The organism is Ferruginibacter sp. HRS2-29, assembly GCF_024343615.1.
Taxonomy (GTDB): Bacteria; Bacteroidota; Bacteroidia; order Chitinophagales; family Chitinophagaceae; genus Ferruginibacter.
Window position 1 is genome coordinate 47,929 of sequence record NZ_RJUB01000016.1, and the last position, 21,882, is coordinate 69,810.

The 21,882-nt window shown below is 44.5% G+C and carries 18 protein-coding genes and 1 tRNA gene; 10 read left to right on the forward strand and 9 right to left on the reverse strand.

What is annotated here, in order from left to right:
• Nucleotides 1–272: 272 nt before the first annotated feature.
• Both EGI32_RS07905 and EGI32_RS07910 read right to left on the reverse strand, forming a co-directional pair.
• Nucleotides 273–941 carry a hypothetical protein gene (locus EGI32_RS07905; protein WP_255154848.1) on the reverse strand — a complete coding sequence of 223 codons (669 nt, stop codon included), beginning with the start codon at nt 939–941 and terminating at the stop codon, nt 273–275.
• Nucleotides 942–1,222: 281 nt separating this feature from the next.
• Nucleotides 1,223–1,296 (reverse strand) — tRNA-His (locus tag EGI32_RS07910).
• A 125-nt stretch (nt 1,297–1,421) separates the two neighbouring features.
• Here EGI32_RS07910 and EGI32_RS07915 point away from each other — a divergent pair.
• The 6 genes from EGI32_RS07915 (at nt 1,422) to EGI32_RS07940 (ending at nt 10,499) form a co-directional block, all read left to right on the forward strand.
• On the forward strand, nt 1,422–2,012 hold the full coding sequence (locus EGI32_RS07915; RefSeq protein WP_255154849.1) for a DUF445 domain-containing protein: 591 nt from the start codon (nt 1,422–1,424) through the stop codon (nt 2,010–2,012).
• A gap of 34 nt (nt 2,013–2,046) precedes the next feature.
• Nucleotides 2,047–4,611, forward strand: coding sequence for an outer membrane beta-barrel family protein (locus EGI32_RS07920; protein ID WP_255154850.1), 2,565 nt, complete (start codon nt 2,047–2,049; stop codon nt 4,609–4,611).
• Nucleotides 4,612–4,796: 185 nt separating this feature from the next.
• Nucleotides 4,797–7,436: a hypothetical protein gene (locus tag EGI32_RS07925; RefSeq protein WP_255154851.1), complete on the forward strand. Its 2,640-nt coding sequence runs from the start codon at nt 4,797–4,799 to the stop codon at nt 7,434–7,436.
• Between the two features lie 62 nt (nt 7,437–7,498).
• Nucleotides 7,499–8,629 carry a glycosyltransferase family 4 protein gene (locus EGI32_RS07930; RefSeq protein ID WP_255154852.1) on the forward strand — a complete coding sequence of 377 codons (1,131 nt, stop codon included), beginning with the start codon at nt 7,499–7,501 and terminating at the stop codon, nt 8,627–8,629.
• Nucleotides 8,630–8,634: 5 nt separating this feature from the next.
• Nucleotides 8,635–9,327, forward strand: a complete 693-nt coding sequence (locus EGI32_RS07935; protein ID WP_255154853.1) for an NAD(P)-dependent oxidoreductase — start codon at nt 8,635–8,637, stop codon at nt 9,325–9,327.
• Nucleotides 9,324–10,499, forward strand: coding sequence for a glycosyltransferase family 4 protein (locus tag EGI32_RS07940; protein ID WP_255154854.1), 1,176 nt, complete (start codon nt 9,324–9,326; stop codon nt 10,497–10,499). The genes EGI32_RS07935 and EGI32_RS07940 overlap by 4 nt, the downstream gene beginning before the upstream one ends.
• A gap of 183 nt (nt 10,500–10,682) precedes the next feature.
• On the opposite strand, the gene EGI32_RS07945 is transcribed toward EGI32_RS07940, so the two are convergent.
• Nucleotides 10,683–11,603, reverse strand: coding sequence for a glycosyltransferase family 2 protein (locus EGI32_RS07945; protein WP_255154855.1), 921 nt, complete (start codon nt 11,601–11,603; stop codon nt 10,683–10,685).
• Between the two features lie 275 nt (nt 11,604–11,878).
• Here EGI32_RS07945 and EGI32_RS07950 point away from each other — a divergent pair, with 275 nt between their 5' ends.
• The gene (locus EGI32_RS07950; protein ID WP_255154856.1) at nt 11,879–12,628 is read left to right on the forward strand and encodes a methyltransferase domain-containing protein; all 750 of its coding nucleotides are present in this window, start codon (nt 11,879–11,881) and stop codon (nt 12,626–12,628) included.
• 19 nt (nt 12,629–12,647) lie between these two features.
• On the opposite strand, the gene EGI32_RS07955 is transcribed toward EGI32_RS07950, so the two are convergent.
• On the reverse strand, nt 12,648–13,505 hold the full coding sequence (locus EGI32_RS07955; RefSeq protein WP_255154857.1) for a hypothetical protein: 858 nt from the start codon (nt 13,503–13,505) through the stop codon (nt 12,648–12,650).
• Nucleotides 13,506–13,645: 140 nt separating this feature from the next.
• Between EGI32_RS07955 and EGI32_RS07960 the strand changes: the two genes are divergently transcribed.
• Nucleotides 13,646–14,203: a hypothetical protein gene (locus tag EGI32_RS07960; protein ID WP_255154858.1), complete on the forward strand. Its 558-nt coding sequence runs from the start codon at nt 13,646–13,648 to the stop codon at nt 14,201–14,203.
• Nucleotides 14,191–15,681 carry a lipopolysaccharide biosynthesis protein gene (locus tag EGI32_RS07965; RefSeq protein ID WP_255154859.1) on the forward strand — a complete coding sequence of 497 codons (1,491 nt, stop codon included), beginning with the start codon at nt 14,191–14,193 and terminating at the stop codon, nt 15,679–15,681. The genes EGI32_RS07960 and EGI32_RS07965 overlap by 13 nt, the downstream gene beginning before the upstream one ends.
• A 357-nt stretch (nt 15,682–16,038) precedes the next feature.
• Here the strand turns inward: EGI32_RS07965 and EGI32_RS07970 are convergent, their stop codons facing one another.
• Both EGI32_RS07970 and EGI32_RS07975 read right to left on the reverse strand, forming a co-directional pair.
• Nucleotides 16,039–16,878 (reverse strand): FkbM family methyltransferase, encoded by an 840-nt coding sequence (locus EGI32_RS07970; protein ID WP_255154860.1) that lies wholly within the window; start codon nt 16,876–16,878, stop codon nt 16,039–16,041.
• A 388-nt stretch (nt 16,879–17,266) separates the two neighbouring features.
• Entirely contained in the window at nt 17,267–18,013 is a 747-nt protein-coding gene (locus EGI32_RS07975) for a menaquinone biosynthetic enzyme MqnA/MqnD family protein (protein ID WP_255154861.1), read from the reverse strand.
• A gap of 50 nt (nt 18,014–18,063) precedes the next feature.
• Between EGI32_RS07975 and purB the strand changes: the two genes are divergently transcribed.
• Entirely contained in the window at nt 18,064–19,404 is a 1,341-nt protein-coding gene (gene purB / locus EGI32_RS07980; protein WP_255154862.1) for an adenylosuccinate lyase, read from the forward strand.
• A gap of 53 nt (nt 19,405–19,457) precedes the next feature.
• On the opposite strand, the gene EGI32_RS07985 is transcribed toward purB, so the two are convergent.
• The 3 genes from EGI32_RS07985 to EGI32_RS07995 all read right to left on the reverse strand — a co-directional run bounded on the left by EGI32_RS07985 (nt 19,458) and on the right by EGI32_RS07995 (nt 21,806).
• Nucleotides 19,458–19,910, reverse strand: a complete 453-nt coding sequence (locus tag EGI32_RS07985; RefSeq protein ID WP_255154863.1) for a nucleotidyltransferase — start codon at nt 19,908–19,910, stop codon at nt 19,458–19,460.
• Nucleotides 19,910–20,110, reverse strand: a complete 201-nt coding sequence (locus EGI32_RS07990; protein WP_255154864.1) for a hypothetical protein — start codon at nt 20,108–20,110, stop codon at nt 19,910–19,912. The genes EGI32_RS07985 and EGI32_RS07990 overlap by 1 nt, the downstream gene beginning before the upstream one ends.
• Nucleotides 20,111–20,219: 109 nt before the next feature.
• The gene (locus tag EGI32_RS07995; RefSeq protein WP_255154865.1) at nt 20,220–21,806 is read right to left on the reverse strand and encodes a peptide chain release factor 3; all 1,587 of its coding nucleotides are present in this window, start codon (nt 21,804–21,806) and stop codon (nt 20,220–20,222) included.
• Nucleotides 21,807–21,882 lie beyond the last annotated feature (76 nt).

Here is a 21,882-nt window from a genome sequence, read left to right on the forward strand (position 1 = left end):
CAAACGATTTTATGTGTAACAACTGTAACGGCCACATTCCTGAGATCGCAGTTTTTTTGCTTTCATAAAAGGAGTAGTGAGAGAAGGGGTCAGATGGAAGTGTTCACGGTAAAAATAAACCGACCGTGCCATCCGTGAAAAATCCGGGTAGATGGCACGGTGTAAAATTCTAAATAACCGTGCCGTTGCTCAAAAAAATGCACCGATGGCACGGTCGCAAAAAAAATAAAATTTACGCTGTTGTTGGGGATAACCAACAACGGCGACTGAAATCAATCTCCCCAGTACGGCTCAATCTTTCCTTTGAACTGCCATTTTAAAAGAGCTTTGTCTTTACTCACAGTATCTGCATTACGCCCCGAAAGATTGATGAGATACAAATGATCCCATTGTTGAACGGTAGTATCTTTTTGATCATTTACAGAATTGTCATGCGCTTCATAAACCCATAGCAAAGTTTTCAGTTTGTGAGTGCTGTCTTTGAAAATCCAGGCATCCTTGCTCATGAAATCACCGGCATCGGCCCATTTTTCTGCCAGTTCGATATTAAAAAGAAGTTTGTCTTTTTCTTTATCCAGAATGAAAAATTTGATGGAAGACGATTCAAATTCGGATGGAGTTCTCACGATCAGTCCAATCCGGTTACTATCTACTGGGAATTTATATATCGCAAAAACAGCGGAGTCCTGACCAAAAGCATCGTAGCCATAATTTTCTTGTGCAAATAATGCCACGTCAGCACTATCAAGCAACTCCCCTTGAAACTCGCCATATTTTTCCGGAAAAGAAAATACCCTTAAAGTATCAAAGGATATGCTCTTGAACTTTAAAAGTAGTTGCTGGTGTTTGCTTGTTTTTTTCGAAATATTATCAGCATCTCTCCCGCTATGATGGCAGGATAAACATGAGATGAGCAGGATGAGATAAAAAAGTTTCTGCATGAGGAAGATAATAAAAAAATAGACTAATAATACTTTGCACCATTATCAGTTGCCGGTGATAACAACGACAACGATGGTAATGCTAATAAGGATAAACTTGTTCCGTAGGAACATTTTATGGGTAACATTCTAAACCAAAAGTAATATCGTTCCGTAGGACCGACGTGTGACAATTGGAGGAGACTATCAATGCTGGATCAAATTTCTCATGATCGAACCTCCAGCATCCAGCATCCCCAATAAAAAAGTCCCCCGAAACCGGAGGACTTTCTTTTAAAATGGGTAATCGAGGGGGCTCGAACCCCCGACCCTCAGAATCACAATCTGATGCTCTAACCAACTGAGCTACGACTACCGTTTTTATTCTTGGGTTGCAAAAATATATAAAAACTTGTCTCGCACAAAATTACATTTAAAATCATTGAAAAAAAGTTTACTTTCGCTCCCCAATAAATTCAAATGCCTGCTACCCTAATAATCTTGCTTATAGTGCTTTCCACTGCTTGTGGATGGTTCATCGCAGCAATTTTGATCACTACCATTTTTTACCCGCTTCAAGAAAAAAAAATAGCCGGTATCCGTATCCAGGGAATCATCCCCGCACACCGGGAACAACTGGCCGATGCCGTAGCATCTTCCATCACAAGATCATTTTTAAACCAGGAAAGTATTACCAGGAGCCTTTCAAGCCCGGGGATCATGCAAAAGCTGCAACCGGAGATTGAGGCACATGTAGACCATTTTTTACAGGAAAAGATAAAAGAAGCCTTTCCGCTATTGTATAAATTTATGGGCGAGAAGACGTTGGAAAAGTTCAAAGCGGCGTTCATGACCGAAGTGGAAGTGTTATTTCCGGTGTTGATACGAAGTTATGCCGGCATCGCCCTGGGCGAAATGCAGCCCGAAAAAATGCTGGCCAAAAAGATCAACGAGCTGCCGGTTGAAAAACTTGCGGAGGCTTTTGAGGAAAAAGCCGACAGACAATTGATAAAATTTAAGCTTTTAGGGGCCTCTATCGGGTTGCTGACAGGCATATTACAGGTATTTTTTATATTATTGTTGAAAAAATAAAGAGAAAGGAACATTACGCCGTTCCGCTGTTATTATGAGGATACCTGTTGCGACCATTTTACTAACTGTGCTCCTGCTATGCGGTTTTGCCGCCCTGGCGCAACCTGCAGGCCGTCAGCAAGCTGCCAATACGGGAGTATTGTATGGCAAACTGGTCGACAAAAATTCCTCCCGTTCCATCGAGGGGGCCTCCGTACAGGTCATCCAGGCTTTAGCCGACAGCAGCAACCGCAAAAAGAAGGAGGTTATCCTTTCTACCCAACTCACTGATAAAAAAGGGGAATTCAATATTGAAAACCTGCCTTCCCAGGGTCAATTGCGCCTGCGCATCTCCGCCGTAGGATATAAAACACGGGAAGACAGGGTCGTTTTTGGCAAGAACGTCATCAAAGATCTCGGGAATATCCAGCTTTCGCAGGATGCACAACAGCTTGATAATGTGACGGTATTGGTATCGAAGAACCTGTTGCAGATGAGCCTCGACAAAAAAGTGTACAATGTTGAAAAGGATATCAGCACCACCGGGGGTACTGCCATCGACATCATGAAGAATGTTCCTTCGGTAAATGTGGACATTGATGGAAATGTGACCATGCGCAACTCTACGCCACAGATTTTTGTGGATGGCCGCCCTACTACGCTCACGCTCGACCAGATACCGGCCGACCAGGTGGCTTCGGTGGAGATCATGACCAACCCATCGGCCAAATTTGACGCCAGCGGCGGTGGAAGCGGTATATTGAATATCATTTTGAAAAAGAACCGCCGTAACGGGTACAATGGAAACCTGCGGGCCAATATCGACAGCAGGGGCAAACCCGGCGCCGGTGGCGATATCAACATCAAACAACAAAAGATCAACTTTTTTGCCGGGGGTAATTATGCGTACCGCAAATCGGTGACTTATGTAAACACCGACCGCACTGATACGCTCAATAACGGGCTGGCTCATTATTCACAGATCAATAACCCTGTAAACCGCTCCAGGTTTGGCTTTGGCCGCATCGGCCTTGATTACCTGATAGACAACAGGAACACTTTATCGATAAGCGGGAATGTTGCCGATGGTACTTTCAGGGTAAGAGATATCTTCAACATCTACCGCGATTCTATTACCAACGCCATTTTTAAAGAACGGGCACTGCGTACGCTGGCCGTAAAAGCCGGCTTCCGCAATTACGGAACGGCGTTCGGTTTCAAGCATAATTTCGCCCGACCCGACAGGGAACTGACCATTGATGGAAATTTCAATTATAGTGATAACTATAACACTTCGGATTATAACAACCTTTTGTTTGATTCAGTTTACAATCCCAAGCCGGCACAGGGGGCGCAACGTGCAACCGGTGGCGGCCATTCGAGGTTGCTTACGGTGCAAACGGATTATGTAGATCCTTTTACAGAAACAAAAAAGATAGAACTCGGCCTGCGTGCGGCTTTCAGGGATTATAATAACTGGAACGACAATTATATCCAGAATGTGAATTCCAGTATGTATGTTTTGTTGCCGGCTATCGGGGTACGCTATAATTACACCGACATGGTATTGGCGGGTTATGCATCCTGGTCGCAGCAGATCAATAAGATCAGCTACCAGGTTGGGTTACGCATAGAAAGTTCCGAATACAAAGGCAATTACATTTCCCGTAACCAATCTTTTTCCAACAGTTACCCTTTCAGCCTTTTCCCCAGTGCTTTTGTAAGTTACAAACTCACCGAAAACCAGGACCTGCAGTTCAACTACTCCCGCAAAATAAGCCGACCGGGGTTTTTCCAGCTGGTACCATTTGTAGATTTTTCTGATTCGCTTAACCTTACGGTAGGCAATCCCAATCTCAGGCCGGAATTTACCCATCTTGCCGAAATAGCTGATAACTACCAATACGGCAAAGGCAACTCGCTGCTGGTAAGCATTTATGGTAAGCTGACAGAAGACCTCATTACCCGTTACCAGTTTATCGATGCCACGATCAACCCGATGAAACCGGCGAGGTACACCAGTTACGCCAATGCCCGCAACAGTACTACGCTGGGACTGGAGATCACCGGCCGCAACAGGATCAACAGCTGGTGGGACCTTACTTCCAACCTCAATTTCTTTCATGTAAATATCAAGGCGGATAATCTTTCCAATTCTGCCAATAACAAAAGGTTCAGCTGGTTTGGCAAGCTAAACATGAATTTCAGGCTGCCGGCAAATTACAGCATCCAGCTCTCCGGCGATTACCAGGGCAAAACGATCCTGCCTGCGGGAAGTCCGCGTGGAGGCAGTTCGGGCGGATATAGCTTTGGAAGCGTACAAACCACCGCACAAGGGTATATCAAACCTTATTACGGCACAGACCTGGCGATCAAAAAAGAATTCGGCAAAAACAACGCCGCCTCCCTCACGCTGCAATGCTCCGATCTGCTGCGCACCCGCCTCTACAGTACGTATGCCGATGGACTGGGTTTTGTGCAAAACAACAGCCGTCGCCGCGATCCGCAGGTAGTCCGCCTCAACTTCAACTGGCGCTTCGGGAAATTCGATATGGCGCTGCTGAAGAGAAAAAATTCGAAGAGTGATCTGGACAATCTGCAAAATCTTCCAAACCAATAAGGCAATAGTGAATAGTCAATAGCCAAATCTTTGAGGCCTGTTACTTTTTCAATTTTATAATATCAGAATTTCAAAAATCAATGAACTGACCTATTTATAACGAAACTCCGAGCTTTGACCATTGACTATTGACTATTCACTATTGACATTTTAAACATAAATTTGCCACACTTAAAAAGGTATCGATGAAAAATATGAGTTTTAAAAAACTGGCTCCGCACCTGATCGCAGTGGCAGTATTCCTTTTAGTTGCGGCCATCTTTTGCAAACCGGGACTGGAAAGCGGCGTTATTTTAAAGCAATCTGACGTAACCGGCTGGCATGGCATGAGCCACCAGTCGATGACCTATAAGGAAATTCATGGTCATCCGCCATTATGGGTTGCCAGCATGTTCAGCGGAATGCCTGCTTACCAGGTCTACATTGAAGGGGCGTGGTCGCCGGTATTGTTTCTCGACCGAGTTTGCCAGCTTTGGCTACCTCAGCCGATGAACTTTTTCTTCCTGGCCTGTATCAGTTTCTATTTTTTATGCATCTGCCTTCGAATACGGCCGCTGGCCGCGATATTGGGCGCTCTGGCGTATGCCTATTGCAGCTTCTCCCCTATCATTATCACAGCAGGGCACAATACACAGATGCTGGCTTTAGGTTATGCACCTGCGGTGATAGGCGCATGCGTGTTGATATTCGATAAAAAATACCTGCCGGGGTTTTCGCTCGCTGCCCTGTTTACTTCGTTACAGATAGCGCAAGGCCACCAGCAGATCAGTTATTATTTATTTCTTGTACTGCTCTTCATGAGCGTTGGTTATATCGTGAGAGCCATCAAAGAAAATCAAGTAGCTGCTTTGGCAAAAAGTCTTGGCCTGATGGTGCTCGCAGGAGTGCTAGGCTTTGCTATGAACGCCGTCACACTATTTCCTACCTACGATTACGCCAAGGAATCCAAGCGTGGTGGGCAATTGGTGATTGATGGCAAAACCAATCCGAAAGACAAAGTGGTAAACGGTAAAACTACCGGCCTCTCAAAAGACTATGCATTTCAATGGAGTTATGGCCAGGCCGAAACCATGACACTGATGTTTCCGGGGGTGATGAGCTACGGTAATCATTCGGCACAAAGGGATGGCGAAGTATACCAGTTCCCATTACTTGGTGAAGATGCCGCCTCCACCAAATTCCTCCAGGAAAAATTCAACCTTGGAGACCAGGCCGCGTCTTATGCCAGCAGCAGTCTTTACTGGGGTAAACAACCATTTACCAACGGCCCGGTTTATCTCGGGGCCATCGTTTGTTTCCTGTTCATTACCGGTATGTTCCTGCTTGATAACAAGCACAAATGGTGGATATTAGCCGCCAGCATTTTCGGAATTGTACTGGCCTGGGGACAAAACTTCGCGGGCTTCAACTATTTTATGTTCGATCACTTTCCGCTGTATAATAAGTTCAGGGTACCTACCATGGCGCTCGTGATACCACAGATGCTCTTCCCCATCGTAGCTGCATTGCTGATGAGCAAACTCGGGGACGACGATATCAAAGATGCCTGGAAAAAATACAGGTCGGCATTGATCGCTACCATCCTGGTATTCGGAATGGCTCTTGGGTTTTATGCCAGCAGCAGTTTTAATAATGAGAATAAAACACGTACTGCAAAATTCAATGAACTTAATACTGCGCAGGATCCTGCTATAGACCAGAAATTATACGACCTCGGTGATGCCTATGCTCAGCAACGCGACAACCAGGTGTATGAAGGTATGGTAGCCAACCTGAAAGGCGCACCGCCACAGGAAGCACAGAAGATGGCAAGGGAATTTGTACGGGCGCTGGAAAAAGACAGGGCATCTTATTTCCTTTCGGATATCATGCGCTCGCTGATCTATGTACTGATCGCAGCGGCTTTGCTGGCGCTTTATCTCAAGAAAAAGATCAACATTACCATTGCCACTGTCAGTGTAACGTTCGTGATGCTGATCGACCTGTTGACCTTTGATTCCAAATACCTCAATGATAAAAGTTACGACAGCAAAGAAACCTACGAGCAGCAGGAATTTCCGGAAACCAATGCCGACAGGGAGATCCTGGCAGATAAGGATCCGAACTTCAGGGTATATGACCTGAGTGGTGGTAATCCATTTGAAAATTCCAAGACCTCTTATTACCATAAATCCATCGGCGGTTATCATGCGGCCAAACTGGGTATCTATGATGATCTTACCAGTTATCACCTCAACGGGCAGCCTAATCTTGGAGTGCTGAACATGCTGAATACGAAATACGTGATCCAGCGCCAGGGCAATGATGTGGTGGCATCCCGCAACCCGGGAGCATTGGGCAACGTATGGTTTGTGAAAGCTATCCAGTATGTGGACGGGCCGGTGGCTGAAATGAAAGCCCTCACAGGTTTCAATCCGAAAGACACAGCCGTGATAGACAGGACTGCATTGAAAGCACCGTTGAGCAACAACATACGTCCGGCAGACAGTACCTCTACCATCAGCATGACTCAGTTTGACAACGATGAGATCACGTACCAGTCTAATTCCAATGCGGCTCATTTCGCAGTATTCAGCGAGATCTTTTACAAAGACTGGAACGCTTATATCGATGGCAATAAAGTTCCGATCATAAAAACGGATTATGTTTTGCGTGGCCTTGAAGTACCGGCCGGCAAGCACACCATCGCATTCAAATTTGAACCGAAACTGTTTTTCTTAAGTAAGAATATCAGCAATATCGCCTCCTGGCTGATCATCGCGTTACTGGCAGTTTGCATATTGGCAGAAGTAAGAAAAAAAAGGAAGGAAGCAGAGAAAAAGTAATTCATCACTTCTAAAACATTCCGGGCATTGCATGACAGTGATGCCCGGATATCATTGTAGCATTGTCCACCGAAGCAAAAATAGCCGCGATAGTCCCCTATAAAGTTTACCCTGCAAAAATGGGTGGACAAAAAGCTATTGCGCTTTTCTATCAATACCTGGGCAATATAATCCCTGTCAGCATCTTTTCTACCGGAAACAATGAAAGAGCCGCCAGTGAAGAATTTCAACCGGTATTGGGGAATTCGGTTTTACGTTACGGCAATATTTTTTTGTATGGAAAACTAAAACGTATGATGCGTTCGCAATCCATCACACACCTCTTCATAGAGCATCCGTACATGGGGTGGCTCGGGTTATTGCTGAAGCGTTCACTGCGTGTACCCCTTATCGTCAGGTCGCACAACATCGAATCATTACGGTTCAAAAGTATTGGCAAATGGTGGTGGGGGATGTTGTGGCATTACGAACGTTTTGTTCATCGCAGGGCCGATCACAATTTTTTTATTACCGATGAAGACAAATTATTCGCCATAGAACATTTCAGGCTTGATGCCAGACGCTGCCACACCATCACGTATGGATTCGAAAGCAGCAGGCCGGTGGCTGACTCCATAAAACAGGATGCGAAGCGACAACTACAGATCCGGCACCAGTTACAACCCGGCGAAAAGATAATCCTGTTCAATGGTACGCTGGATTATCAGCCAAATAAAACAGCGCTGGAGGCCATTTTGAAATTCATCAACCCATTGCTTCTGCAGCAGGAAAATTTCAGTTACAGGATCATTATCTGCGGGAATAATTTACCGGCCTCTTTTAACGGGCTGGAAAACTACCGCGACAAAAATATTATTTACGCGGGTTTTGTAGACGACATCACGCTATATTTCAACGGCGCCGATATCTTCATCAATCCCGTAACGGATGGCGGAGGTATCAAGACTAAGCTTGTAGAAGCACTGGGGGCGGGGCTTTCTTGCATCAGCACAAAAAGTGGGGCCATTGGTGTACCTTCCGGCATCACCGGCGGGAAGATGCAGGTAACAGAAGATAACGACTGGAAAGCATTTGCGGAAAAGACGATGGCGATAGATATAACAGGATCAACACCGGATGGTTTTTACAGTCATTTTTATTGGGGAGCTATCGCAAAAAAAGCGGCAGACATCCTGCAAAATAAAACAGTATAACAATAATGGTCATTGGAAACGGGATGATAGCGACAAGGTTTGAAAGTTACGGCACGAATGACGCGTTCGTTATCTTCGCATCGGGGGTTTCCAATTCCGGCAACAAAGACAGTTCCGGCTTTGAGCGGGAAGCCGGCCTCATAAAAAAAACGATCTCCGGAAATCCCGGCAAACAATTCGTGTATTTCAGTACCTGTAGCATTTACGATCCTTCGTTGGTTGAAAGTGATTATGTGATACATAAAAAACAAATGGAAGAACTGATCATTTCTCTCACCGGTCATTTCACCATCTTCCGCGTATCGAACCCCATTGGCAATACCGGCAATCCCTATACGATGCTGAATTTTTTCATCCGGCATATCATGGGGCAGCAGGAACTGACCGTGTGGCAAAATGCCTCAAGAAACATCCTCGACCTGGACGACATGTATAGTGCCTGCGACAAAATATTGCAGGATGGAGGAACTGCGGGGCAAATTATCAATATAGCCAACCCTTCCAATTATTCCGTTCCGGAAATTTTACTGGCGCTGGAAACCCATTTTGGCCGCAAAGGAATTTATAATTTTGTAGAAAAAGGGAATGGCCCCATGGTGGATACCAGCTTTGTCAGCAGGATATTCCGGCAACTAAATATTACTTTTACGGGAGAATACCTTCCATCGCTGCTGAATAAATATTACCCGATAGCATGACTTATAACGCTGCAAAAAATAAACTGATGATTGAAACGGTGCTTATGTGGCCGTTTGTAGCGCTTGGAAAAATCGCCGGATATTTTTTCAGATTGAATACGGAACACGATGTTTTTCTTTTTTTTCCCAATGGCGATATCGGGGGTTCCCCACAGGTAAATATCGATCTTACCAATTGTATCAGGGATAAAAAACCACTCATCGTTTTTTCGAAGAAACCGAACAATAACGAGTTCCGGGAGAAGTACGATATTGAAGGGGTTCGTGTATTGGATATTCATAAATACATCGACAACAAAGCATTTCACTTCATCAACTTTTTTTTCCGTGGATTACTGGCTACCTGGATCAACAGGCGCCCATCGGCAGTAATATTCGGCGGGGAAAGCATTTTCTTTTACAAGATGCTGCCACATCTCAAAAAGAAAGTGCATACCGTGGAGCTTTGCCATCTTCCTACCTGGCTGCCCTATTCCATCGGTTTCATCGACCGAATCGATTGCCGGGTCTTCAGTACTCTGAAACTGCAGGAAGCCGTAGAGCAGCAATACCGCGACAATCATCTGGGCCAGCACTATTTTGAGCAGCTTTATTTTTTTGATAATGCCATAGACATCCCGGTTTACAGGGAAGTACAAAACAAAGAACTGAAGGTATATTTCATCGGTCGTGGCGCTGCGCAGAAAAGAGTGCACCTGGTGGCCGCTATCGCAAAAAGAATACATGAAGAGCAACTGCCGGTGATGTTCAATTTTGTAGGCGATGTAGAGAAAGTTATCAACCCTTCTGATTATCCTTATAGCAAATTTTACGGAAATGTGAAAGATCAGCAGCTGATGAAAACCATCTATGAGACTGCCGATGTACTCTTGCTCACCTCTTCACACGAAGGGCTTCCGATAGTAGTGATGCAGATGATGGCGCATGGAAAAGTGGTGATATCAACAGCGGTGAATGGGATACCGGATTATATCGCTCATCTGCAAAACGGCCTGCTGATAAGCGCTACAACCGAACACGAAATAATAAACGAAGGAGTAACTTATATAAAAAAATTATTGGCCGAACCCTCACTGGCAAAGCAGCTCGGACTTAACAGCAGGGAAATAGCCATACAGAAATTCAGCCGTGCAGCGTTTTGCGGTCATTACAGGAAGTTGCTGAAACTCTGAAAATGACCACGGAAAACCGACCATGGACCACCGACTACAGACCACCGATTTTATATCGCTGAAAATTATTTACATAGGTTCGAAGGTTTCCCGTCCAAACAACGTTCAGCCTTGCGGGCACCCTTCCCCCTTCACCATTCACCATTCACCATTCACCATTCACCATTCACGATTCACTATTCACTATTTCATCCGGCTGATTGCCATCAGGGCTTTTGAGAAGGGGCCTATTTTTAGTATCCCCAGAGGAATTTTAAACTGAAACCTCAGCATTTTTTTGAGCTCTAACGGCAACGTATAGCCGCGGGAATGATTTTCTATTGCTGCGAAATTCCGGATACCGAGGTTGCGGAACATACGCCAGTAATGATCGTATACTTTTATATTTTCCAGGATACCCGTTCCCATTTTTTCCAGCAGGTAAAGGTTTTCGGGTATCTCTACATCCGGATCACGAAAGACCGCTTTGGTGATCTGTTCATCGTTAATACCAATATTGATTAGCGGTTCAGTGATAATATGAAATTTTTCCGTGTGCAGGCAACGGATGTAAAATTCAAAATCAACTACCCATTTCGTTCTTTCATCGTACCAGTCAACACGATTATTTTTAACCATCGTAACGCTTGGATGCCCGATGAAATTTGAAGCAAAGAGGCTCAGCGGGGAATCTGCTAATTTTTTTCTGGAATACGCCTGCACAGGATGATCGCTTTTCAACACGCCATTTTCATATCGTGCATATCCTGAAAAGATAAACCCGGCAGTACTATCTGCCTGTGCAGCTTCGGCAAAATGCTGAAGGCTTTTATTGCCTGCAAACCAGTCGTCGTCGTGCATTAACTTTATCCATTGCCCTTTTGCCAAGGCGATGGCTGCATTCCAATTGGCTGGCGATCCCTTTGCCGGTTGATTGCGCTGATAGACCAACGGCAAAATATTCCTGTATGAATTGCAGGCCTCTTCAACAGAATCGTCGGGACTATCATCCGTAACTACCACTTCGTAATCTTTGAAATCTTGCGCCACTATAGACTTTAGCAGGATCTCGAGATACTCTTTGTTTTTATAAGCCGGTATGCAGATGGAAATAAACGGGTTCATACTTCGTAAAGATAAAGAAAGTGAATGGGTCAGGGGGAGAATGATACAATAAATGAAAGGGTAATGAACGAATAGCTGGATCGCTTGCGGGATTATTGCCGGCCTGAGCTTGTCGAAGGCGGCGATGTTGCTGTTAAAGTTGTGCCCGAAAAGCTCAGGCTGACATGTTGCAGCTATCAGGAAAAAGTTGCTAACTTTGAAACAGAATGAAAGCAAAGCCTCTTAAGGAGTTCGGCATTCACTCATTCACTTATTCACCTATCACTCATTGAACCATGCTCAAGCAACTGGAAAAACTTTTCAGGATATTTTTTCCTAAACATTTACCCAATAAAAATATCTACCTCGATGCCCTCCATGGAGCGAAAGGGATCGAGATAGGCGGTCCCAGCCCCGTGTTTACAAGAACCGGGCTATTACCCGTTTACAAATATTTACGTTCGTTGGATGGATGCAATTTCAGCGACAATACGGTCTGGGAAGGAAAATTAGATGCGGGTGAAACCTACCGGTATTCGTCCCGCAAACCCGCAGGGTTACAATATATTGCCGAAGGCAACGACCTCGCGATGATTGCGGATGATACATACGATACCGTTTTGTCGAGCCACAACCTCGAACATTTTGCCAACCCGGTAAAAGCATTGTACGAATGGAAACGGATCATGAAAAATGGCGGGTATGTCTTACTGATCCTCCCTAACAAAGAAAAAACTTTTGATCATCGTCGCCCCGTAACTAAGTTGCAACACATGCTGGATGATTATGCTGCAGGGATGCCTGAAACGGATACCACTCATTTTGAAGAAGTGATCGCATTGCATGATGTGGAAATGGATCTTGGTATCGAATCAAAAGAAGCATTGACGGAAAGAACCTGGAAAAACACCGAGAACCGATGTGTCCATCATCACGTATTTGATGCTTCGTTAGTCAAAGAAATGCTGTCTGCTACCGGATTTGAGCTATTAGCGATGGATCTGATACAGGTAAATATATTTGCGCTGGCGAGAAGCCAAAAATAGTAACTAATCCTGGAGGGGGTTATCCCCATGCGATTTTTTTCAACAATGCCCTTTCCTCCTCCCCCGCCTCCTCATACCGTCGGGTCTGGTTATCGGAAATAAGCAGGTCGGCCTGCCTGCCCGTCCAAAAAATATTTGTTGTAGCCCAATCTTTTAATTCATAAGCTTTACCGGATCTATCGATCAGCAATATCTGGTAACCGGCTTTTTGAATTTGCACAGTAAGGCTGTTCTTCCCATTCTCGAAAAAATAAGCGTCCATTTTATTTCGGATAGCATCGCTGGTAATCGACAGAAATATTTCGCAGCTGGTAAAGAATGCATTTGTACGGATATGCGGCGAAGGGAATTTCCCAAATTTATTACGGTACAAATAAAATATTTTTACGAAATATTTTATTTCATCGATCTTTTTAGTGATAGCCATTTTGCTTTTCAATTGGGCTTTCAAGGTGGTTTTTATCGCCGTAAAATAATTGGCATAAGAAGCGGAAGCACCGATGAGACCGATCCCTCCCGTCCAGTTATCTGCATAAAATTTCAACCAGTTTGCTGCAAGAAAACGACTGTATGTATTGACAAAAAGCAAATAGCCGGAAGTTATTTCAGCAGCCACATTCCTATAGATCGCTATATCCTGTCCACCGATGAAATGAAGGAAGCGTACATTGGAAATATTATTTTCTTCTAAAATATTTTCATATTCTGCAGGCAAGTGCCCGTTTGAAGCATCCAGTCCATTAAAAGCGATCACCAGCGTATGTTCCTTCCCTGCGGGAAAACGGACGTAACTATCGATGAAATCATGAAAATGCCCGATGCCATAAGGCAGCCAGGCGAGGTAGACAACATGTATGACCGGTTCTTTTTCCATCATCCTTCAAAATCGCTAGGTAATTCTTTATTTTTGCCCGTCGCAGAAACAGGATATGCTCAATTTTATCCGCTTTCTAAAAGAAAATCTCTGTTTTTCAAAAATAACATATTCACTCTCAACTTAATCATCAAGAACAAATAATGAACCACCTGCCAATAAAAGCAGTGCCTGGTTCCAGAGATTTTTATCCATCGCTGGCAACTCCTCATTATCTTATACGCAAAGGGATCTTCAAGGCCATGACCAGATACGGCGGCCGGTTGAGCGGAAAAATGATGGATTTTGGTGATGGTTCAAAACCCTATGGGGATATGTTTACCTACACTGAATACATTGGCGTTGATCATATGAATGAAGGGCATTCGCACGAACTGATTCATGTTTATTGTGATGAAAGCCGCCCCCCTCGCGTGTCAACAGTTTTAATTGCGTGCTTTCGAGGAAGATTTTCTATCGAAAAAGCTGCTGAAAAAATGATTGAAATTTCGCGGCAGCGGGAAATGATTGCGCTGAAAGGCCGGCAAGCCAGTCAAAGTGTTCCGGAAAGGCACATGAATAAATCGTTCATCCTGCATCAATTTTATGCGGCGATCTATAACATCCCCCCTCAAATGACCATTATTAACCGAATATCAATATTTTTATACCTGTTTTGGAAATCAACTATTGAACTCATTTATCATTCATGTCACAAATAAGGAAAAGAAGTCTCAAGGCTGCAACGTGGATATACCTGGGTTTTTTCATAGGCGCTGTCAATACTTACCTGTTTACACATAAGGACTGGTTCTCCCCCACGCAATACGGGCTTACCCGTTCCATGCTGGAGATCAGCCTGCTGGTATGTGCTTTTTCCACGCTGGGCGTAACGAATTTCCTGGTGAAATTTTTTCCCTATTATTCCGACAATCTTGATAAAAAACGAAATGACATCCTGGCGCTGGCGCTTTATGTGGCGCTGGGAGGTTTTTTGGTTACTGCTACAGGATTGTATTTCCTGCGGCCGTTGATCGTACAGAAACTGGGTACGAATTCTCCATTGCTGGTAGAATATTTTTATTATATCATACCACTGGCATTTTTTGTATTGCTATATAATATCCTCGAAGCGTATGCCTACGGTTTCAATAAAGGCGTACTCACCAGCCTGCTGAAAGAAACCGTCCTACGTTTCTATACCTCCATCATCATTGTGCTCAAGATATTCAATATCATAGATTTTTATCAGTTCCTTGTGCTGTTTACTTTACAATACGCGGTGATCGTGCTCATTCTTTTTTTCCATTTGAAAAGTGAGAACAAGTTTTGGTTCAGTTTTAAAATAAGCAGGGTATCAAAAAAATTCAGTAAAAAAATAATCACGTTACTGGCGTTCACTTTCCTGGTGATCATTGTAAATGTGCTTCGCCAAAGTATAGATACGCTCGTACTCGCCGCCCGCCTGGATCTTGCCAAAGTAGGCATTTTCGGCATATCCTCTTACCTGGTTTCCATCATGCAGGCACCTTTCAGGAGCTTGATGGCGATAACGATCCCGATATTGGCCCGGGCATGGAAAGACAAAAATCGCCAGGAGATCAACCGGATCTACCATCGTTCTTCCATCAACCTGCTCACATTTTCCCTCTTCGTCTTTTTTTGTGTCTGGCTCAATTTTAACAACGCTGTGCTAACGTTGGGCATGAACCCGGATTACCTGTTGGGCCGCTGGGTATTTTTCATTCTTGGTATTGTTACTATCATCGAAATGGGCACCGGTATGAACGGACAGATCATCGGCACATCAGTGTATTGGAGATTTGAGTTGTGGACGAGCCTCCTGCTCACCATTATGATCGTGCCACTCAGCTATTTTTTAACGGTAAAATATGGCATCTACGGCCCGGCACTGGCCAACCTGCTCTCTTTTTCCATTTATAATTTCTTACGTTTCTGGTTCCTGTGGCGCAAATTTCATATGCAACCATTTAATAAAAAAACGGTGGAAATACTCATCATCGCCGCCATCGCTTACACCGTTTCTTATTTCATATTCCTGCATCAAACCGGCTGGGCTGCACTGATAGGCTCTTCTGCTGTTTTTGCCGCCATTTACCTGCCATTGGTTTATCTGCGTAATATTTCACCGGATGTGAAACCGATCGTAAATAGTGTGCTTAAGAAGTTCAAAGGTTGAATATCCCCAACATTAACAGCCTGGGGTAACCTTTCAGGGCCTGATGCTCCCGGAAGTAATATAATGTACGCCGTACTTCTACGTTGGCAACGATTCATCCGGCTGTGCAGAAGCGAAACGATCGCCATGGTTTTATCTTCGTAAAACTCGGAGTGAACTTCTACAGATAGGAATCCGTTTTCTTTTCCAGAAAATGATCGCTTTCATCGTCTTAATGATCGGTCACATAAAGTATTGCCGCGGGAGGAAGACAGGAAAGCATGTTGCCGAACGCACTGTCAATATCTGGATTGCCGAGGAGCTTCGCAGCTGCGATCTCTTCCCCGCCCTTTTGAAAAATTGATGATATAACTGTGATTATTTTCGGTAACAGAAAATATTCAACTGCACTTCGAAACCGCCGTGCGGAAGATTTTTTTGAATGAATGGTTTGGCCAAAATATCATTCGCTTCTTTGATATAGAGATTGAAACCGGCGTTTTCCACAATTCGGATAATCTCCGCCAGCTTGCCCGTTTCATGGACACCTCCGTGATATTCAATGAAAAGGTTGGCCACATTGGAAAGGGAACCTGCACAATCTTTCAACACTTCGTATTCCGCTCCTTCGATATCGATCTTGAGCATATCCACCGGATTGGTGAGGTAATCGGCGAGCCGCACACAATCAATGGTAGTAACGGTGACCCCTTCTTTCGCTTCACCGATTTTACTCGATAGTGTACCGGTATGCTGGAAACTGATATTACCGTTGTAAGTCCATACCGCCTTCTTTTCCAGTCTGACACCCGGAAGCCGGCCGGCATTTTGCTGTAGTAAGGCGAAATTATTTTCATCCGGTTCGAATGCGATCAGTTCACTTTGCGGGTAACGATCCTTCAAATAACATACAGCAGCACCCATATTGGCTCCGCAATCTATGATCCTTACAGGGGAATGAACGGCTTTGAAATCGTAAATACCATGCTGAAAGATCTCTACATAACAATGGTACATTTCCATCGGATCTTTGTAAAACATATCATGTGTACCGATACGGATCTTCCGGAGTTTGCCTGCGCCGGCGGGCTGATGTTTCAGTATTATTTTACGGAGACGCGAAAGTTGGTAAATAGGTTTGTCTGCTGCTGGCGGGCTAAGCCTGTATCGGATACCCTGTAATAGTTTTTTGAAAAAAGTATTTCCACGCTGATCCATACAGTCCCTTGTTTTCGCCCGTTATTTTAATACGGTATAGTTTCAAAATTACTAAAAATATATTACATATTTGCCGAAAAATAAGCGCCCGCAAGACCGGAATCTTGCAACGTAATCTCGTTTGCAGTATATAATTTTGTGCGATTCTTGTTCCTCCGGAAAAAATTACACATACAGCTTTTCAGCAAAAAAACACCGGAGACCATCAGCATCGCCACCCTTCCTTACCTGGGCCGTATATTTCATCTTCAGAGACAGGCAGGGCTGCCTGGAACTGATATATCCCACAGCATCTTTTACCGTCATTTTCGCACTGGTCGTATAGTGAATGGATTGCTGAAGCGGCCAGGCAGGTAATTTTATTTTTTCAAAAGATTGGAATTCATGCTTATGAAACCTCCTTCACATATTGCAGGAATAACGCCAGCGCTTCCTTTTTCTTACCATCCAGTTGATAATCGATGTTCTTTTCGTAATACTCTTTCAGATCGTATTCAGGAAACGGATTAGCAGCAACGATCTCATTGATATGCTTCAATCCTTCGCCGGTAGCGGTATTGAACTGCGGGATAAAGTCTTCAGGTAATTTTTTGTTGGCTACCCAGGCTGCAAATAAAAAAGGCAGTCCCGTAAAAGCACGCCATTCATCGGCGAGGTCGTATATATACCGGGAATGCGGACGCTGTTTCAATGCACGATCGCCGATCACCAGCCCGGCAGTAGTTCCCTGAATACCTTCCTGGTACCCGGCTTTTGTGTCGACCAGGTCGGGTGATATTTTCCAGTAATGCTTCAGCAGGGTTTTCATCAGCGCTGCAGAAGTACGGCTTTGATAATCCACCAGGATATGCGTGATCTCATTTAGCGGCACCTGGCTGAAGAGACAAACACTTGCCACCGACTGGCTGGCGCCGATACAAAAATCCGAAAGGATATAATACTCTTCCATCCCTGGCAACACAGCCACAGGTATCAGTCCCACATCGATCTCATCGCTGAGCAGCATGGCTGCTACTTTTGCCGGGTAATCGAACAACAATTCGATATCATCTTTCATCGCCCCATTTTCAAATCCATACACCAGCGGTTTGGTATTGAGGTAACTCACCGCTGCCACCCTTATTTTTCTTTCCAATTGCTTTAGATTAATTTCGCAGCAAAATTACTTTAATCCCAATTAATAATATGCAACTATCTCCACTTACAGCCATCTCGCCGATCGACGGACGCTATAACAAAACCACCACCCAACTCGCTGAATATTTCTCCGAATATGCCCTCATCAAATACCGGCTGAAAGTAGAAGTGGAGTATTTTATCCTGTTGGGAGAAAAGAAATTCTTCAGGCTGGGTGTGAAACTTGCGGCTCAGTTGCGCCAGCTGGTATACGATTTCAGTGAAGCAGATGCACTGGAGATCAAAAAAACGGAATCGGTCACCAACCACGATGTGAAAGCCGTGGAATATTTCCTCAAGAACAAACTTGAAGGTTTTGGCGCCGGAAATGTGAAAGAATGGGTACACTTCGGGCTCACTTCGCAGGATATCAACAATACCGCCGTGCCGATGCTGTGGAAAGACAGTATCGAACTCGAATACCTTCCGGCCATCCTCAACCTGCAGCAACACCTGCACAAGCTGGCCGAAAACTGGGCAAAAGTGCCGATGCTGGCCCGCACGCACGGGCAGGCAGCTTCTCCTACCCGCCTTGGAAAGGAACTGATGGTATTTGTAGAAAGGCTCGAAAACCAGATACAGCTGTTCAGTTACATCCCTTTCAGTGCAAAATTCGGTGGCGCCACCGGTAATTTCAATGCACACCATGTAGCTTACCCGAAATACAACTGGGTGAAATTCGCCAACGAATTTGTAGAAGAAAGGCTTGGGTTGCAACGCCAGCAATACACCACACAAATAGAACATTACGATACCCTGGCCGCACATTTCGACGCTATCAAACGGATGAACAATATCCTGGTGGATCTTTGCCGGGACACCTGGACCTACATCAGCATGGATTATTTCAAGCAGCAAACGAAAAAAGGAGAGATAGGCAGCAGCGCCATGCCCCATAAAGTAAACCCGATCGACTTTGAAAATGCCGAAGGGAACCTCGGTATCGCCAACGCTTTGCTGGAACACCTGGCCGGAAAATTACCGGTATCCCGCCTGCAACGCGACCTTACGGACAGTACCGTGCTCCGCAATATCGGCGTACCGGTATCCCATACGATCTTATCCATAGCCGCCATCGAAAAAGGCCTGAACAAACTGATCTTACATGAAGTGAAATTAAAGGCAGATCTTGAAAATAACTGGGCTGTAGTGGCTGAAGCGATCCAAACAGTATTGCGCCGCGAAAATTACCCGCAACCTTACGAAGCCCTGAAAGAATTGACAAGGGGGAAAAATGCGATTGATAAAAAAGCGATGCATGCGTTTATCAGCAAGCTGAGAGTGAGCGCCGCGTTGAAGAAGGAGCTGAAGGCTATTACGCCGCATAGTTACACGGGAATCAGTGATTAATTACGAATGAAAAATTACGAATTACGAATGTGGGCGCATTTAACAAGCCTTGATTATTGAAGTTTTTCGATATCGTCCAGGTCTTTGTGCCTGCCAGAACTTCTTTTAGCAATAATTAACGATTGGTAATTGATATATCTTATTTGTAAATCATCCTCAATAAATGTTTCCGCATTTTTGAAAGCTTCTTTAAAATCCAATCCCTTCACTTCTTTCATAAGATCGATACTTACTGGTGGAATCCCGTAAGAAAACACGTCGATAGCATTGTCCAGCAAAAAATTCTTTTCTGTTAGATCTGATGTATGTAAACCAAATTGAAGGAAAGCTCTTTTTAATTTAACCAGGTTTTCAGACGTAGTCTCTACCCAAATATCAAGATCACCGGTTGTTCTTCTGTAGCCATGAAGAATGACTGCATATCCACCAACAAGTAGATAGTTTACCTGATGTTCGTTGAGAGATTTAATAAAATCACGAAAGTCTTCATTGAAAATATTAGGCATTACAATGAATGTTTACGCATGGAAAAAGCAGTTTTATCCATTTTAGGAGGATCTAGTGGATCAATACCATAAGCCATACAGGTCAGATACCAAGCCTGGCGTAAACGTTCCCCAAGCGGAGTATCTGCCGAAAATCTTTTATCCAATTCGGCCTCCCTGAAAGTTTTTACGGATGAAACAGATTTATCGAATTTATACATGCTATAAAATTACGAATTAAAAATTACGAATTACGAATTGAGACCGCACGATTTGGACCATACCCCTCCTGTGAGAATCCATTCGTAATTCGTAATTACCCATTCGTAATTATTTATGTATCTCACTCGTAAAATGAAACTCAATATCCGGGTTATTCGTCCTTTCCGTATTTAAGAACCATTCGCTTTGCGCCAGGTAAACCAGGTGGCCATCTTTATCTTCGGCGATGTTGGCCTGCTTGTACTTTACAAAATCTTCCAGCTTCTTCGGATCCTTACTGGTCAGCCAGCAGGCTTTGAAAAACGGCAGGCTGTTCATCTGTACCGAAGCCCCATATTCCTGCAGGAGGCGATATTGAATTACCTCAAACTGCAGTTCACCTACGCAGCCTATGATCTTTTTATTGCCCCCAAACTGGGTGAATAACTGCGCTACGCCCTCATCTGTCAACTGCATCAATCCCTTTTCCAACTGCTTCGTTTTCAATGGATCTTTATTAATTACCTCCTTGAATATTTCAGGTGAAAAACTTGGGATTCCGGTAAAGTAAAAATCTTCCCCTTCCGTAAGCGTATCACCGATCTTGAAATTTCCTGTATCAAACAACCCTACCACATCACCCGGAAAAGCTTCTTCGATCACGTCTTTCTGGCGGGCGAGAAAACTGTAGGGGTTGCTGAAGCGCACGTCTTTTTCGTTGCGCACATGATGGTAATAGGTATTGCGGGCAAACTTACCGCTGCACACCCGGAGGAATGCGATACGGTCGCGGTGCTTCGGATCGAGGTTGGCATGTATCTTAAAAATAAACCCGCTGAATTTATCTTCCTGCGGTAATACATCCCGCTTGGTGGTATGCCTTGGCCTTGGCGTAGGCGCAATACGGATGAACGTGTCCAGCATTTCCTTTACCCCAAAATTATTCACCGCACTGCCAAAAAATACCGGGGCAGTCACACCGGCCAGGTAATCCGCTTCATTCAGTTCACCATACACCCCGTCGATCAGTTCCACATCTTCCCGCAAGGTATCCGCATCCTTCTGTCCTACTTTAATATTTAAGATACCATCATCTAAATTATTTATTTCTAATACATTATCGTCATTTTGCTTCGTACCTGCTGTGAATAGTACCAGGCTTTTTTCGTGCAGGTCATACACACCTTTGAACTCTTTACCACTATTGATCGGTACTGTCATCGGGTGGAGATTGATCTTCAGTTCCTTCTCGATCTCTTCCAGCAGGTCGAACCGGTTCTTGCCATCCCTGTCCATTTTATTGATAAAAACGATCACCGGGGTTTTGCGCATGGCGATCACTTCCATCAGGCGGCGGGTCTGGTCTTCTACCCCATTCACGCTGTCGATCACCAGCACTACGCTGTCCACGGCCGTAAGGGTACGATAAGTATCTTCAGCAAAGTCCTTGTGTCCCGGGGTATCCAGCAGGTTGATGAGGTGGCCTTCGTATTCAAATGTCATTACCGAGGTAGCCACGGAGATACCACGTTGCCGTTCGATCTCCATGAAATCGCTCGTTGCATGCTTTTTTATCTTATTGCTTTTCACCGCTCCAGCCGTCTGAATGGCTCCCCCGAAAAGGAGGAATTTTTCGGTAAGGGTGGTCTTTCCCGCATCGGGGTGACTGATGATGGCGAATGTCTTGCGTTTATTGATCTCGTTGATGTACTTCATAAAGGGCGCAAGATAAATCAAATTACGAATTACGGATTACGAATTACGAATTGGTTCATCCACGACTGCAACTTTA